Below are 14,730 nucleotides of genomic sequence, written 5' to 3' on the forward strand. Positions count from 1 at the left end.
GCAGATATCTATGACAACCAATGCAACCACCGGACGGCCACGTGCCGTCGTGACAGAGCAGGGGACGATCTGACCCATGCTGTGGTACCTCTTCAAACGAATCCTCCAACTCATTCCCGTATTCCTGGGGGCCACCCTCCTGGTGTACTTCCTCGTCTTCATGCTTCCCGGAGACCCCCTCGCGGCTCTCTGCGGCGAGAAGGGCTGCACGCCCGGCGTCGCGGCGGCGCTGACCGAGAAATACCATCTCGACGATCCGTTCCTGGTCCAGTACGTGAACTACCTGGGCGGCCTCTTCACCGGTGACCTGGGAGTCAACTTCTCCGGTCGAGAAATCGGATCGATCCTCGAAAACGCCTTCCCCGTGACCGCGCGACTGGCCATCGAGGCCCTCGTCTTCGAGGGAATTTTCGGTGTGATCTTCGGCCTCTACGCCGGGCTCAAAAAGGGCAAGCTCTTCGACTCGACCGTTCTGGTCATTTCCCTCATCGTCATCGCCATCCCGATCTTCGTTCTGGCCTTCATGCTCCAGTTCTTCGTGGGCGTGCGGCTCGGCCTCGCGAAACCCACGGTCTCCGGAACGGCCGGATGGGGAGAACTGATTCTGCCCGCAGTGGTGCTCGGCCTGGTGTCCTTCGCGTACGTCCTGCGCCTGACCAGAACGTCGGTCGCGGAGAACGCGAACGCGGACTACGTGCGTACCGCGACGGCCAAGGGCCTGACGCGCGGACGAGTGATCCGCGTGCACATTCTCCGCAATTCCATGATCCCGGTCGCGACGTTCCTCGGCGCGGACCTCGGGGCGCTGATGGGCGGCGCCGTGGTCACGGAAGGCATCTTCAACGTGCCCGGAATCGGCTCACAGCTCTACAAGGCCCTGACCCTGGGCGATGCGCCGACCGTGGTCTCCATCGTGTCGATCATGGTCCTGATCTTCTGCGTGGCCAACCTCCTGGTTGATTTGCTCTACGCCTGGCTCGATCCGAGGATCCGCTATGCATAAATACGAAAACACTGACACCACGCCCTCCCCGAACGAGGGCATCACGGAACCGACGCGCGAGCGGCTCCAGCCCGAGGCCGCCGAACACGCCGTCGCGGGAAACCAGAAGGACCTCCCCGGTTCCGCGCTCGCCGTCGAACACTACATCGCCGATATCGACGAGACCCCCGTAGCCGCGACGGATTCGACCGTTGCGGACGAAGCGCCTCTCAGCCTCTGGCGGGATGCCTGGCGGCAGTTGAGGACCAAACCGACGTTCATCATCTCGGTGATACTGATCGTCCTGGCGGTCGCCATCGCGTTCTTCCCGCAATTGTTCTGGAGCGAGGATCCCTCGAGCGCCGAGTGCCTTCTTCAGAACTCCAACGGCAAGGCGTCCTCGGGCCACATCATGGGGTTCACGGCCCAAGGGTGCGACGTGTTCTCGCGCGTCATCGCCGGAACCAGGGCTTCGCTGACCGTGGGGCTCTTCGCGACGCTCGGCGTCGTCGTCATCGGTGGAATCATCGGCGCGATCGCCGGGTATTTCGGTGGCTGGGTCGACGCCGTCCTGGCCCGCCTGGGCGACATCTTCTTCGCCCTGCCCCTCATCCTCGGCGCGCTGGTCATCATGCAGCTCCCGGCATTCCGGGAGAACCGCGGTGTGTGGACGCTCGTCGCCATCCTGGTGCTGCTGGGGTGGCCCCAGGTCGCACGCATCATGCGTGGCGCCGTGGTCGAGGTCCGCAACGCGGACTACGTGACGAGCGCCCGATCCCTGGGGGTCTCCTCCTTCAACGTTCTGCTGAGGCACATCATCCCCAACGCGATGGCCCCGGTCATCGTGATCGCGACCATCTCCCTGGGCACGTTCATCGTCGCGGAGTCGACGCTGTCCTACCTGGGCATCGGTCTGCCCCCGGACGTCATGAGCTGGGGAAATGACATCTCCGACGGCAAGGACGCCTTCCGTTCCAACCCGATGCCCGTGTTCTGGCCAGGCCTGGCCCTGTCCCTGACGGTTCTGAGCTTCATCATGCTGGGCGATGCCCTGCGCGATGCACTCGACCCCAAGTCCCGGAAGAAGTGACCCATGACCGAACAAACATCACACCCGCTCCTGGACATCAAGAACCTCGGAATCACGTTTTCCACCAGCACGGGCGACGTCGAGGCCGTCAAGGAATCGAGCTTCTCGGTGATGCCTGGTGAAACCGTGGCGATCGTCGGGGAATCCGGTTCGGGCAAATCGACCTCGGCCCTGGCCGCCATCGGGCTTCTGCCCAGCAACGGCAGGATCTCCGGCGGGCAGATTTTCTTCGACGGCAAGGACATCACCCACATCGACGAATCCGAGAAGGTCAAACTGCGCGGCAACCAGATCGGCATGGTTCCGCAGGATCCCATGTCCAACCTGAACCCCGTGTGGAAGATCGGATTCCAGGTCAAGGAGACCCTGAAGGCCAACGGTCTTCCGTCGTCGGACAAGGACGTCAGCCGCGTCCTCGAACAGGCCGGACTTCCGGACGCCGACCGTCGCGCACGCCAGTACCCGCACGAATTCTCCGGCGGGATGCGGCAGCGTGCCCTGATCGCGATCGGGCTGTCCTGCCAGCCGCGCCTGCTCATCGCCGACGAGCCGACGTCCGCGCTGGACGTGACGGTGCAACGGACGATTCTCGACCACCTGGAGGGGATGACCCAGGATCTGGGGACGGCGGTTCTGCTGATCACGCACGATCTCGGGCTGGCCGCGGAGCGCGCACGCAAGGTCGTGGTCATGTACAAGGGCCGGGTCGTCGAGGCGGGACCGGCACTGGACCTGTTGCGGAACCCTCAGCATCCGTACACCAAGAAGCTCGTGGATTCGGCGCCGTCGCTGGCCTCCCGCCGCATCCAGGTGGCCAGGGAGACGGGGCAGGAGACCGACGAACTGCTCGCCGAGCGGCCGAAGACAGAGATCCAGGCGTCGCTGCAACACGATTTCGTCCAGATCGAAAACTTGTCGAAGGTGTTCAAACTCAGAGGAGCCTGGGGCAAGTCCGAACAGTTCACCGCGGTCGACGACGTCTCGTTCACGATCCCGCGCGGGACGACGACGGCCGTGGTCGGCGAATCCGGTTCCGGCAAGTCCACCATCGCGCGAATGCTCTTGGGTCTCGAATCGATCACTCGGGGCCGCATTTCCTTCGACGGCAGGGATATCGCCGGGCTCAAGGGCCGGGAGATGTTCACGTTCAGGCGACGCGTACAACCGATTTTCCAAGACCCCTATGGCTCGCTGGATCCGATGTACAACATCTTCCGGACGATCGAAGAGCCCATGCGTGTCCACAAAGTCGGTTCCAAGGCGGAGCGCGAGAAGAAGGTCAAGAGCCTGCTCGACCAGGTGCAGCTCCCGCAATCGATGATGGCTCGCTACCCCAATGAACTCTCGGGGGGACAGCGTCAGCGTGTTGCGATCGCGCGTGCCCTGGCGTTGAACCCTGACTTGGTGGTTTGCGACGAAGCCGTCTCGGCCCTGGACGTCCTCGTGCAGGCGCAGATCCTGAACCTTCTGGCCGAGCTCCAATCCGAACTGGGCCTTACCTACCTGTTCATCACCCACGATCTGGCGGTGGTCCGCCAGATCGCGGATCGGGTGTGCGTCATGGAGAAGGGCAAGATGGTCGAGACCGGGTCCACCGATGCGGTGTTCGAGGACCCACAGACCGAATACACCCAGAAGCTGTTGGCGGCCATCCCGGGTGCGGGGCTCATGATCCCGCCCGAAGCCGCCTGACACCAGGTCCGCACCCGAGTCCGAGGCCCGGGCACCCGCCACCACAGGCCGGGGCCCGGGCCTCGGCGTTTGACGATGCGGCTATGATGGACATTGGCCCAAGAGGTCGCGCTAGATCGCGCCTGAAAATTATGCCGACGCTGTGGCATCCCATGACGTCACCCCAGCCACTGACCAGCAAAGCGAGCCTTATCGTATGACTGAAACTTCCAGCACCGCTACGCGCACCGACATCCGCAATGTCGCGATCGTGGCCCACGTTGACCACGGCAAGACCACCATCGTGGACGCCATGCTCAAGCAGACCCACGCATTCTCTGACCACGCGGATGTCGAAGATCGCGTGATGGACTCCGGTGATCTGGAACGCGAGAAGGGCATCACGATTCTCGCGAAGAACACCACCGTGGAGTACTCGGGCGAGCATTCGAAGGGCGAGACGGTCACAATCAACGTGATCGACACCCCGGGCCACGCCGACTTCGGTGGCGAGGTTGAGCGCGGGCTGTCGATGGTCGACGGCGTCGTGCTCCTCGTCGACGCGTCGGAGGGTCCGTTGCCGCAGACGCGCTTCGTGCTCCGCAAGGCACTCGCGGCGAAGCTTCCGGTCATCCTGGTCGTGAACAAGGTCGACCGTCCGGACGCCCGCATCGAGGAAGTCGTCTCCGAGACCATGGACCTGCTCCTGGGCTTGGCCTCCGATCTTGCGGACGAGGTCCCCGACCTGGATCTCGACGCCGTCCTCGACGTCCCCGTGGTCTACGCTTCCGGCAAGGCCGGCCGTGCCTCGACCGATCAGCCCGCCGATGGCGAGATTCCGGACAATGAGGACCTCGAACCCCTGTTCAAGACGATCATGGAACACGTCCCGGCTCCGACGTACAACCCTGACGGCGTCCTGCAGGCCCACGTGACCAACCTGGACTCCTCGCCCTTCCTCGGGCGTCTGGCTCTGCTGCGCGTTTTCAACGGAACCCTCAGGAAGGGACAGACCGTTGCCTGGGCGCGTCAGGACGGCCAGCTCAAGAACGTCCGCATCTCGGAGCTGCTCAAGACCAAGGCCCTCGACCGTGTGCCGGCCGAAGAAGCAGGTCCCGGCGACATCGTCGCGGTTGCCGGCATCGAGGACATCACCATCGGTGAGACCCTGACCGACGCCGAGAACCCGGATCCGCTGCCTCTGATCACGGTGGACGAGCCCGCCATCTCGATGACCATCGGAATCAACACCTCGCCGATGGCGGGTCGGGTGAAAGGCGCCAAGGTCACCGCGCGCCAGGTCAAGGACCGCCTCGACAAGGAGCTCATCGGCAACGTGTCGATTCGCATCCTCCCGACGCAGCGTCCCGACGCCTGGGAAGTCCAGGGCCGTGGCGAGCTCGCACTGGCCATCCTGGTCGAGCAGATGCGTCGTGAAGGCTTCGAACTGACCGCGGGCAAGCCGCAGGTCGTCACCAAGATCGTCGACGGCAAGGTCCACGAGCCCATCGAATACATGACGATCGATGTTCCGGACGAATACATGGGCGCAGTCACCCAGCTCATGGCGGCCCGCAAGGGGCGCATGGAAACCATGACCAACAACGGCACCGGCTGGGTCCGCATGGAATTCCGAGTTCCGGCGCGCGGCCTGATCGGTTTCCGTACGCAGTTCCTGACCGAAACCCGGGGCGCGGGCATCTCGAACTCGTACGCGGACGGTTTCGAACCGTGGGCGGGCGACATCGAGTACCGCACGAACGGCTCGTTGATCGCGGACCGCGCGGGCGTGGTGACCCCCTACGCGATGATGAACCTGCAGGAACGCGGCACGTTCTTCGTCGAGCCGACCTCCGAGGTGTACGAAGGCATGATCGTGGGCGAGAACTCACGCGCCGACGACATGGAAGTCAACATCACGAAGGAGAAGAAGCTGACCAACATGCGTTCGGCCAGCGCGGAGAGCTTCGAGAACCTGACCCCTCCGCGGAAGCTCACGCTGGAGGAATGCCTCGAATTCGCTCGCGAGGACGAATGCGTCGAGATCACGCCCGAGGCGATCCGCATCCGCAAGGTCATCCTCGACGCCCACGAGCGTGTGCGCGCGTTCCGAGCACGCAACCGCGCCAACTAGATCGAGGTACCGGACAGCACGCCTTCACCGATGACAACTCCCTCAACGCACGGTTCCCACCCCGAGCCGTTCTACCCCGAACAGGCCGAGTACACCGCGCCGGACGCACTGGCCTCGCTCCTGCCCGAGTCCCTGGACCCGCGGCATGCGACGATGCTTTTCATCCACGCGCACCCGGATGACGAATCCACGTCGACGGGCGCGACGATGAGCCACTACGCCCGGGCAGGGGCCGCGGTGGACTTGCTCACGATGTCGCGCGGCGAGATGGGGGAGGTCATCGGTGAACGGCATGCCGACCTGGACGTCCGAAAGCGTTCGGACGATGATTCCGGGGACGCCCTGGGGGCCCTCCGCGAAACCGAGTTGGAAGCGGCCTGCCGCGAACTCGGTGTTCGCCACCACTGGTTCGCCGAACGGCGTCGCAGCCCCGGATACTTCCGGGATTCAGGTATGTCCTGGGGGAAGCACGGGAGGGCGACGTCGGCCGCGAACGCGGCGTCCGACTGCCTGACGCGGGCGCCGTTGAGGGAATCCGCGGCAGCCATTGCCCGGGTGATCGAAAAGGTCCGGCCCGACGTCGTCGTGAGTTACGACGTCGACGGCGGGTACGGTCACCCCGACCACCGGCGGACCCATGAGGCGACCATGAAGGCCCTCGGGATGCTCTCCCGCAAGGCGCAACCGTTGCTGGTCTGGGGCGTCGAGGGAGAAGCCGACCCGGACGACGACCGCCGGCAAGCGGTCGTCGAAGGCGATGCGGCCACCAAGAAAACCGCGATGGCCGCCCACGAGACCCAGGTCGAAGTGGGCGACGGCATGACCTTCCACTACTCGAACAACGTCGAGCAGAACATCAGTGCGGCCGAGTCCTACCGGCTCCTCGCCGAATCGATCGACGTGTCCCAGGAAGATCCCGAGGATCTGGCCGCAGGGCCGGTCAATTCGGTGATCGCGGGTGCCGGTGTGGGACTGGTGGTCGGATTCATCGGCACCATGTTCCACGCCTCGATCAGCTACTTCTCCGGCTGGTACCTGCCCTGGGGCCTCGGCCTGGCGTTGTTGCTGGTCCTGAGCGGGACCCTCTGGATCTCCCACTACACCCGTCGGACGTGGGCCACGGTCCTGCCCGGACTCTTCGCTTTCATCGAGATCGGGTTCTTCGTCTACGCCCGCTCCGACTCGTTGCTGGTGATTCCTAATCCGAAGGTCCCCATCGGGCAGATCGGGATCGCCTGGATACTGGGGATCCTGGTCATGACCATGATCGGGCAGTGGATTTCCAACAGGACGATCCTGAAGTCGCGAAATGCTTAATCTTCGTCAAGACTTCATGGAGCTTAACCGCCGGGCTCCCGGTCAGTGATACCCCATACAGTGGAGTCAACCGGGTAGGACGTCGCGTCGAGCCCGACTAGACTGATGGTTCAACAGACGTGCCGCGGAGCAACGAACCGAACCGCGACGACCGGCGAACCCGGTACCGATGAGAGGTTTGAATGACATACGTAATCGCCCAGCCCTGCGTCGACGTGAAAGATCGCGCCTGCGTCGAGGAATGCCCCGTGGACTGCATCTACGAAGGCGAGCGGTCACTGTACATCCACCCGGACGAATGCGTGGACTGCGGTGCCTGCGAACCCGTGTGCCCGGTCGAGGCGATCTACTACGAGGATGACGTCCCCGAAGAGTGGGAAACCTACACCTCGGTCAATGCGGATTTCTTCGATGACCTGGGATCCCCGGGCGGAGCCGCCCGAACCGGCGCCCTCGACTACGATCACCAGTACATCGCGGACCTTCCGCCCCAGAACCAGGAGTAGGACCGCGACCCATGCCCGATTTCGGCCTCAGCCTGCCTGATTACCCGTGGAACGCTCTGGCGCCGTATCGCGAACGTGCTGCCGCGCACCCGGACGGAACCGTGGATCTGTCGATCGGTACGCCGGTCGATCCGACGCCCGAGGTCGTCCGCCGCGCCCTGGCGGATGCCGCCGACGCCCCCGGGTACCCGACCACGCAGGGCACCGCGGAAGTTCGCCAGGCCATTGCCGAGTGGTACCGGCGTCGCCGTGGTGCGGACGGTGTGGACGAGTCCTCGGTCATGCCCACGGTCGGGTCCAAGGAGTTGGTCGCGTGGTTGCCGTTCCTGCTCGGGCTGGGGGAGGGCGACGTCGTCGTCCGTCCTGTTGTTGCCTACCCGACGTACGACATCGGCGCGACGCTGGCTGGTGCCCGGGTCGTCGCGGCGGACGACCTGTCTGCCCTCGACGCCGAGACCCGGTCCCGGGTCAAGCTCGTGTGGATCAACTCTCCGGGCAACCCGACCGGCAGCGTGCGGGACGCGGAATCGCTGAGTCGGCTCGTGGCAGAGGCACGTGACCTCGGCGCCGTGGTCGCTTCCGACGAATGCTATGCGGAACTCGGATGGGGAGACTGGGACGAAGCCCGGGGTGGCCGTGCCGTGCCGTCCGTCCTGGACACCACGGTCTCGGGCGGCGACCTGACGGGCCTGCTCTCGGTGTACTCCCTGTCCAAGCAGTCCAACCTCGCCGGCTACCGTGCCGCCTTCGTCGCCGGCGACCCGGGGATCATCGCGAACCTCATCAACTCGCGCAAGCACGCGGGCATGATCGTTCCGAGGCCGGTCCAGGACGCGATGACCGTGGCTTTGGGTGATGACGCGCATGTCCGGGAGCAGAAGGACCGGTACCGGCGACGTCGCGAGGCTTTGAAGCCCGCGGTCGAGGACTACGGCATGAGGATCGAGGACTCCGAGGCGGGCCTGTACCTGTGGGGGACCATGGGCGAGGACACCTGGACCAGCGTCGGCCGTTTCGCGGATCTGGGGATCGTGGTCGGGCCGGGTGTCTTCTACGGCGACCACGGGCAGGGACGCATCCGCATTTCCCTCACGGCGACGGACGAGCGGATCGACGCCGCCGTGCGGAGGCTGGCCCGCGGCTGATTCGCCGACGCCGGCATCGACTGCCGGTCCGAGGAATCCGGTGCGCACGGAGACGTTTCGGTGTACCACGGAAAGGCCTCGGACCCGCACGTCAAGCGCCGCGAAATGTCTCTGCATATCATCGGGATGATTCGTGACGGTGTGTCGGCAAAGGGTAGGCTATGCAGAGGAAATCTGTGTCCCCGCCCACGCCCGTGGCCTTCACCGTTGCGGAAGGGGCGGCGATTTTGTGTCGGCCCCAGGAAACCCCTCGAGCCCCAACGGATCGACGGAGGACACACGCAAACGGGAGGAAATATGACCGATAAAGCGACCTTCACTTTTGATGGTACGAGCGTCGACTGCCCCGCCGTCGAACCGACCGACGGGTTCGGAGCTTTCGATATCGCCAAGCTCCGTTCCGAAACCGGCGGATACGTCACCTACGATCCCGGGTTCATGAACACCGCGAACGTCCAGTCGGCCGTCACCTACATCGACGGTGAGGCCGGGATCCTGCGGTACCGCGGGTATCCGATCGAGGACCTCGCGAAGAAGGCGAGCTTCGTCGAGGTTGCCTACCTGCTGATCTACGGCGAATTGCCGACGCAGCAGCAGCTGGATGACTTCGACCACATGATCCGCACGCACACCATGGTCCACGAGGACCTGAAGATCTTCTTCTCCGGTTTCCCGCGCACCGCGCACCCGATGCCGGTCCTGGCTTCTGCCGTATCGGCGTTGTCGACCTTCTACAGCGATTCCCTGGACCCGCACGACGAGCACGAGGTCGAGGTCTCCACGATCCGCCTGCTGTCCAAGGTCCCGACCCTTGCGGCCTACGCCTTCAAGAAGTCCAAGGGCGAGCCGATGCTCTACCCGCAGAACGACCTCAACTACGCCGAGAACTTCCTGCGGTTGTGCTTCGGGGTTCCGGCCGAGGACTACGAGGTGGACCCGGAGATCGCCGAGGCGCTCAATCTCCTCCTGATCCTCCACGCCGACCACGAGCAGAACTGCTCGACCTCCACGGTGCGCCTGGTGGGCTCGTCGGATGCCAACATGTTCGCTTCCGTCTCCGCGGGCATCAATGCCCTGTACGGTCCCAAGCACGGAGGGGCCAACGAGGCCGTCCTGAACATGCTGCGCAGCATCCAGTCCGAGGGCATCAGCCCCGAAGACTTCATGGAGAAGGTCAAGAACAAGGAAGAGGGCGTCCGCCTGATGGGCTTCGGCCACCGGGTGTACAAGAATTACGACCCGCGCGCCCGCATCGTGAAGGCCACCGCCGACAAGATCCTCCGCAAGATGGGTGGCGACGACGAGCTGCTCGATATCGCCATGCGCCTCGAGGACAAGGCCCTGGCGGACGACTACTTCGTGGAGCGCAAGCTCTACCCGAACGTCGACTTCTACACGGGTCTGATCTACAAGGCCATGGGTTTCCCGGAGCAGATGTTCACGGTTCTCTTCGCCATTGGTCGCCTGCCGGGCTGGATCGCACAGTGGCGAGAAATGATGCTGGACCCCTCGACCAAGATCGGTCGACCGCGTCAGGTCTACACGGGCGAAACGGAGCGCCGTTACCCCGGAGTGGAGTAATCCACGACGCCGTGACGCACATCCGATGATCTCGGGCCGTCGCGTGCGCGTCGGGTCGCAGAATGACCCGGTCCGCACACGGCGGCCCGCGGTGCGTTAAACGGGGATTCGTGCTGCGTCGCGCCGCGGGGCGTGAGGCCGGGGAGCGGGGCCGCGAGACCGAGGAGCGCTAGGCCGCGAGCCTTGTTGGGTGGCGGTTGCCCGCGGGGTGGGTCCCTGTTGGGTGGCGGTTGCCTGCGGGGTGGGGCCCTGTTGGGTGGCGGTTGCCTGCGGGGCGGGGCCCGGTTGGGCGGCGGTTGCCTGCGGGGCGGGGCCCTGTTAGGTGGCGGTTGCCCGATGGTGAGGCGTTTTCCGCCGGTAGGTGGGGGTTCAACCCCCTCAAAAGGTGGGGAACCGCCACCGATTCGGGTAACTGCCCCCCCCCCCCCCAACGGCTCGCGGTAGCCCGGGTTTCAACCCCCTCGAACGGTGGGGAACCGCCACCGAATCGGGTAACTGCCGCCGAACGGCTCGCGGCAGCCCTGGTTTCAACCCCCTCAAACGGTGGGAAAACTCCACCGAATCGGGTAACTGCCACCCAACCGGTCGCGGCAGCCCGGGATTCAGCCCTTCGAACGGTGGGGAAGCGCCACCCTATCGGGTAACTGCCACCGAACGGCTCGCCGAGGCGGGGTCCGCCCGCTGGAGCGCTGAGCGGATTGGCAGTCATGAACGAGTCCGTCCAAGTTCCAGCGGGTGCTAGCTCGCGCATGGGTGGCGGTTGCCCGATGGTGAGGCGTTTTCCGTCGGTAGGTGGGGGTTCAACCCCTCGAACGGTGGGGAACCGCCACCGATTCGGGTAACTGCCGCCGAACGGCTCACGACAGCCTGGGTTTCAACCCCTCGAACGGTGGGGAAGCGCCACCGAATCGGGTAACTGCCACCCAACGGCTCGCGGCAGACCGGGGTTCAGCCCTTCGAACGGTGGGGAAGTGCCACCGAATCGGGTAACCGCCACCGAACAGCGCCGCCGAGGCGGGATCCACCCCCCCCCGGAGTGGCGAGCGGATCGGCCGCCATGAACGAGTCCTTCCGGGGTCCGGTGGATGCTAGCTCGCGTACCCGTTCGGGTTGTTCTCCTGCCAGCGCCAATGATCGGCGCACATCGTGTCGATATCGCGGGTTGCGGACCACCCGAGATCGGCCAGTGCGGAGGAGGGGTCGGCGTAGGACACGGCGACGTCGCCGGGGCGGCGATCCACGATCTCGTACGGGATCTCCTTGCCGGACGCCTTTTCGAACGCGTCACGGACCTCGAGAACCGAGTAACCATTGCCGGTTCCGAGGTTCCAGGTGTGCAACCCGCCCCGGTCCGAGATCGCGTCCAGGGCTTTGATGTGGCCTTCGGCCAAGTCGACAACGTGGATGTAGTCCCGCACGCCGGTCCCGTCCGGGGTCGGGTAATCGTTGCCGAAGACCTTCAGCTTGTCCCGGCGTCCCACGGCGACCTGCGCGATGAACGGCAACAGGTTGTTGGGGACGCCCGTCGGGTCCTCTCCGATTCGTCCCGAAGCGTGCGCGCCCACGGGGTTGAAGTACCGCAGGAGAGCTACGTTCCATGCATCGTCCGCGTTGGCCAGATCAATCAGCATGTCCTCGATGTGCTCCTTGGTCCGGCCGTAGCAGGACTGAGCATCCATGGGGAGCTTCTCGGTGAGCGGCATCTCTTCGGGGGCGCCGTACACGGTCGCCGACGAAGAGAACACGATCGAACGACAACCGACCGACTCCATGGCCTGAAGCAGGTTGATCGTGCCCGCAACGTTCGTGTTGTAGTACCACAGCGGTTTCTCGGCCGATTCACCGACGGCCTTGAGGCCCGCGAAATGGATGACGGCCTCGGGCCGGGTCGAAGCGAAGAGCTCATGCATCGCCGCGGCGTCGAGCAGATCGACTTCGTGGAATTCGATCGCCTTGCCTCCGGCCAATTCACTGACGCGTTCCAAGGACGTACGGGACGAGTTGGCCAGGTTGTCCATGACCACGACCTCGTGCCCCGCTTCCAGCAAGGCGAGGACCGTGTGGCTGCCGATGTATCCGGCACCGCCGGTCACCATGATCTTCATGTTTGATTCCTCAAAGTTGTGATTCAGTTGGCGTGCAGGATCGAGTTGAGCTCCACCGTGCCGGTGGCCCGCGGAATGGCCTCAACGGTTCCGGTCTGGGAATTCCGGCGGTAGAGCAGATTCGACGTTCCGGACAAATCGGCGGCCTTGACCACCGTAGATTCCTGATCGGTGACCACGGTGACCCGCGTTCCGGTCGTCAGGTACAGGCCGGCCTCGACGACGCAGTCGTCGCCCAGCGAGATGCCCACTCCGGCGTTCGCCCCCAGGAGCACGCGCTCTCCGAGACGAACGCGTTCCTTTCCACCACCGGACAGCGTGCCCATGATGGAGGCACCGCCGCCGACGTCGGTATGGTCGCCCACGACGACGCCCTGGCTGATGCGTCCCTCGACCATGGCGTGTCCCAGGGTTCCCGCGTTGTAGTTCACGAAGCCTTCGTGCATCACGGTCGTGCCATCGGCGAGGTGAGCGCCCAGCCGGACGCGGTCGGCGTCACCGATGCGGACGCCGCTCGGGACCACGTAATCGACCATGCGGGGGAACTTGTCCACGGAGTGGACGGTCACGTGTCCGCGGGAACGCAGTGCCAGCCGGGCCCGACCGAGGTCCGAGGCCAGGACGGGTCCGAAGTTCGTCCAGGCCACGTTCACGAGCTTGCCGAAGATGCCCTCTAGGTTGATCGAGTTGGGCTGCACGAGACGGTGGGACAGCGCATGCAGCCGCAGGTAGGCATCGGCCGCGTCGGAGGGGTTCTCCTGCAAGGCCGACGTGGTTTCCACGACGCGCAACTCCACGTTGCGGGCGGCGTCGGAGCCCTGAGCGGTCTCCAGATCCTCCCGCACTGAGGTGTCGGCGGTTTCGGACAGGGAGGGGGTCGGATACCAGACATCCAGGACCTGTCCTTCGTCGGGACCTGAGGCCACGATGGTGGCCAGGCCCAATCCGGCTGCGTATTCGGCGCTCGTACTTGAAGTCATAATGACCAGTCTACGAAAACCGCGCCCTACATCCGTAGATCGGGAATCATTCATATCGAAACGTAAGACGACGCTAAGGTGAGTGCATGACTCCCGACAGCGCACCGCAACAAGGAACCGTTCCCGAGTTGGACCTGACGAAGGACGTCGCCGAACTGACGGCCGATCTTTTGGACGTGTATTCGGTCTCCGACAGCGAGGGGCCGATGACCGACGCCATCGAAAGGGCGTTGAAGGGCTACGCGCACCTCACGGTCCACCGACACGGCGACACCCTCGTGGCCCGGACGGATCTGGGACGACCCGAACGTGTGGTCCTGGCCGGTCACGTGGATACCGTCCCGTTGCCGAGAACCGCTGGCGCGCGAGGCACCGTGCCGTCCGAGTGGGACCAGATCGACGGCCGCAAGGTTCTCTTCGGACGCGGTGCCACCGACATGAAGGGCGGCGTCGCGGTCCAGCTCGCTCTGGCCGCCCGGCTGACCGAGCCGTCCCGGGACATCACCTACGTCTTCTACGATCACGAAGAGGTCTCCAGCGATGCCTCGGGCCTGGGCAAACTCCTCGAGGTTGCGCCGGACCTCGTGACCGACGCCGACTTCGCCGTCCTCCTGGAACCGACCGACGGACGGATCGAGGGCGGCTGCAACGGAACCATGAGGTTCTGGGTGCACGCGACAGGAACCGCGGCGCACTCGGGACGCGCCTGGATGGGGGAGAACGCTATCCACAAGGTGGGAGACCTGTTGCGCATTCTGGAGCAGTACCAGCCGGAGAGCGTGGTCGTGGAGGGGCTCGAGTTCCGAGAGGGACTCAACGCCGTGCAGATCGACGGGGGAGTCGCGGGCAACGTGATTCCCGATTCGTGCAACGTCCACATCAACTACCGATTCGCCCCGGACAAGACCCTGGAAGAGGCGACCGAGCGGATGCGCAGGATCTTCGACGGGTACGAGCTGGACATTGTGGATGCCTCGCCCGCGGCCCGGCCCGGGCTGGACGCCCCGTTGGCGAAGGACCTGGTTTCCTCGGTCGGCGTCGACCCTCACCCGAAGTATGGGTGGACCGACGTCGCCCGATTCTCCGCACTCGGAATTCCCGCGGTGAACTTCGGTCCGGGCGACGCGCTGCTGGCCCACTCCGACGACGAACACGTCTTCGCCTCCGAGGTTCACCCATGCCTGGACGCCCTCGAACGGTGGCTGACGGCCTGAAGGGT

The 14,730-nt window shown here is 64.8% G+C and carries 11 protein-coding genes; 9 read left to right on the forward strand and 2 right to left on the reverse strand.

The window, feature by feature from the left end; genetic code table 11:
* Positions 1-76: 76 nt before the first annotated feature.
* The 8 genes from ACTSLZ_RS06275 (at position 77) to ACTSLZ_RS06310 (ending at position 10,426) form a co-directional block, all read left to right on the forward strand.
* The gene (locus ACTSLZ_RS06275; RefSeq protein WP_178979610.1) at positions 77-1,003 is read left to right on the forward strand and encodes an ABC transporter permease; all 927 of its coding nucleotides are present in this window, start codon (positions 77-79) and stop codon (positions 1,001-1,003) included.
* Complete coding sequence (locus ACTSLZ_RS06280) at positions 996-2,072, forward strand: ABC transporter permease (protein ID WP_129314066.1); 1,077 nt, start codon at positions 996-998, stop codon at positions 2,070-2,072. The genes ACTSLZ_RS06275 and ACTSLZ_RS06280 overlap by 8 nt, the downstream gene beginning before the upstream one ends.
* Positions 2,073-2,075: 3 nt before the next feature.
* Complete coding sequence (locus ACTSLZ_RS06285) at positions 2,076-3,764, forward strand: dipeptide ABC transporter ATP-binding protein (RefSeq protein WP_129314067.1); 1,689 nt, start codon at positions 2,076-2,078, stop codon at positions 3,762-3,764.
* Between the two features lie 196 nt (positions 3,765-3,960).
* Positions 3,961-5,877, forward strand: coding sequence for a translational GTPase TypA (typA, locus tag ACTSLZ_RS06290; protein ID WP_129314068.1), 1,917 nt, complete (start codon positions 3,961-3,963; stop codon positions 5,875-5,877).
* 30 nt (positions 5,878-5,907) lie between these two features.
* Positions 5,908-7,194: a PIG-L family deacetylase gene (locus ACTSLZ_RS06295; RefSeq protein WP_443096050.1), complete on the forward strand. Its 1,287-nt coding sequence runs from the start codon at positions 5,908-5,910 to the stop codon at positions 7,192-7,194.
* A gap of 182 nt (positions 7,195-7,376) precedes the next feature.
* Positions 7,377-7,700 carry a ferredoxin gene (gene fdxA / locus ACTSLZ_RS06300; RefSeq protein WP_129314070.1) on the forward strand — a complete coding sequence of 108 codons (324 nt, stop codon included), beginning with the start codon at positions 7,377-7,379 and terminating at the stop codon, positions 7,698-7,700.
* 11 nt (positions 7,701-7,711) lie between these two features.
* Positions 7,712-8,845: a succinyldiaminopimelate transaminase gene (gene dapC / locus ACTSLZ_RS06305; RefSeq protein ID WP_443096051.1), complete on the forward strand. Its 1,134-nt coding sequence runs from the start codon at positions 7,712-7,714 to the stop codon at positions 8,843-8,845.
* Between the two features lie 297 nt (positions 8,846-9,142).
* The gene (locus ACTSLZ_RS06310) at positions 9,143-10,426 is read left to right on the forward strand and encodes a citrate synthase (protein ID WP_129314072.1); all 1,284 of its coding nucleotides are present in this window, start codon (positions 9,143-9,145) and stop codon (positions 10,424-10,426) included.
* A 1,088-nt stretch (positions 10,427-11,514) separates the two neighbouring features.
* Here the strand turns inward: ACTSLZ_RS06310 and galE are convergent.
* Positions 11,515-12,531, reverse strand: a complete 1,017-nt coding sequence (gene galE / locus ACTSLZ_RS06315; protein ID WP_443096052.1) for a UDP-glucose 4-epimerase GalE — start codon at positions 12,529-12,531, stop codon at positions 11,515-11,517.
* A gap of 23 nt (positions 12,532-12,554) precedes the next feature.
* Positions 12,555-13,511 (reverse strand): 2,3,4,5-tetrahydropyridine-2,6-dicarboxylate N-succinyltransferase, encoded by a 957-nt coding sequence (gene dapD, locus ACTSLZ_RS06320; protein ID WP_443096053.1) that lies wholly within the window; start codon positions 13,509-13,511, stop codon positions 12,555-12,557.
* A gap of 86 nt (positions 13,512-13,597) precedes the next feature.
* Between dapD and dapE the strand changes: the two genes are divergently transcribed.
* Complete coding sequence (gene dapE, locus ACTSLZ_RS06325) at positions 13,598-14,725, forward strand: succinyl-diaminopimelate desuccinylase (RefSeq protein WP_443096054.1); 1,128 nt, start codon at positions 13,598-13,600, stop codon at positions 14,723-14,725.
* The last annotated feature ends 5 nt before the right edge of the window (positions 14,726-14,730 follow it).

The sequence above is a fragment of the Rothia koreensis genome (assembly GCF_052232265.1).
GTDB lineage: Bacteria > Actinomycetota > Actinomycetes > Actinomycetales > Micrococcaceae > Rothia > Rothia koreensis.

Bases quoted from the DNA above. Each gene is read 5' to 3' on its own strand.
- ACTSLZ_RS06275 (WP_178979610.1), top strand. From the start codon at position 77: ATGCTGTGGTACCTCTTCAAACGAATCCTCCAACTCATTCCCGTATTC.
- ACTSLZ_RS06280 (WP_129314066.1), top strand. From the start codon at position 996: ATGCATAAATACGAAAACACTGACACCACGCCCTCCCCGAACGAGGGC.
- ACTSLZ_RS06285 (WP_129314067.1), top strand. From the start codon at position 2,076: ATGACCGAACAAACATCACACCCGCTCCTGGACATCAAGAACCTCGGA.
- typA (WP_129314068.1), top strand. From the start codon at position 3,961: ATGACTGAAACTTCCAGCACCGCTACGCGCACCGACATCCGCAATGTC.
- ACTSLZ_RS06295 (WP_443096050.1), top strand. From the start codon at position 5,908: ATGACAACTCCCTCAACGCACGGTTCCCACCCCGAGCCGTTCTACCCC.
- fdxA (WP_129314070.1), top strand. From the start codon at position 7,377: ATGACATACGTAATCGCCCAGCCCTGCGTCGACGTGAAAGATCGCGCC.
- dapC (WP_443096051.1), top strand. From the start codon at position 7,712: ATGCCCGATTTCGGCCTCAGCCTGCCTGATTACCCGTGGAACGCTCTG.
- ACTSLZ_RS06310 (WP_129314072.1), top strand. From the start codon at position 9,143: ATGACCGATAAAGCGACCTTCACTTTTGATGGTACGAGCGTCGACTGC.
- galE (WP_443096052.1), bottom strand. From the start codon at position 12,531: ATGAAGATCATGGTGACCGGCGGTGCCGGATACATCGGCAGCCACACG.
- dapD (WP_443096053.1), bottom strand. From the start codon at position 13,511: ATGACTTCAAGTACGAGCGCCGAATACGCAGCCGGATTGGGCCTGGCC.
- dapE (WP_443096054.1), top strand. From the start codon at position 13,598: ATGACTCCCGACAGCGCACCGCAACAAGGAACCGTTCCCGAGTTGGAC.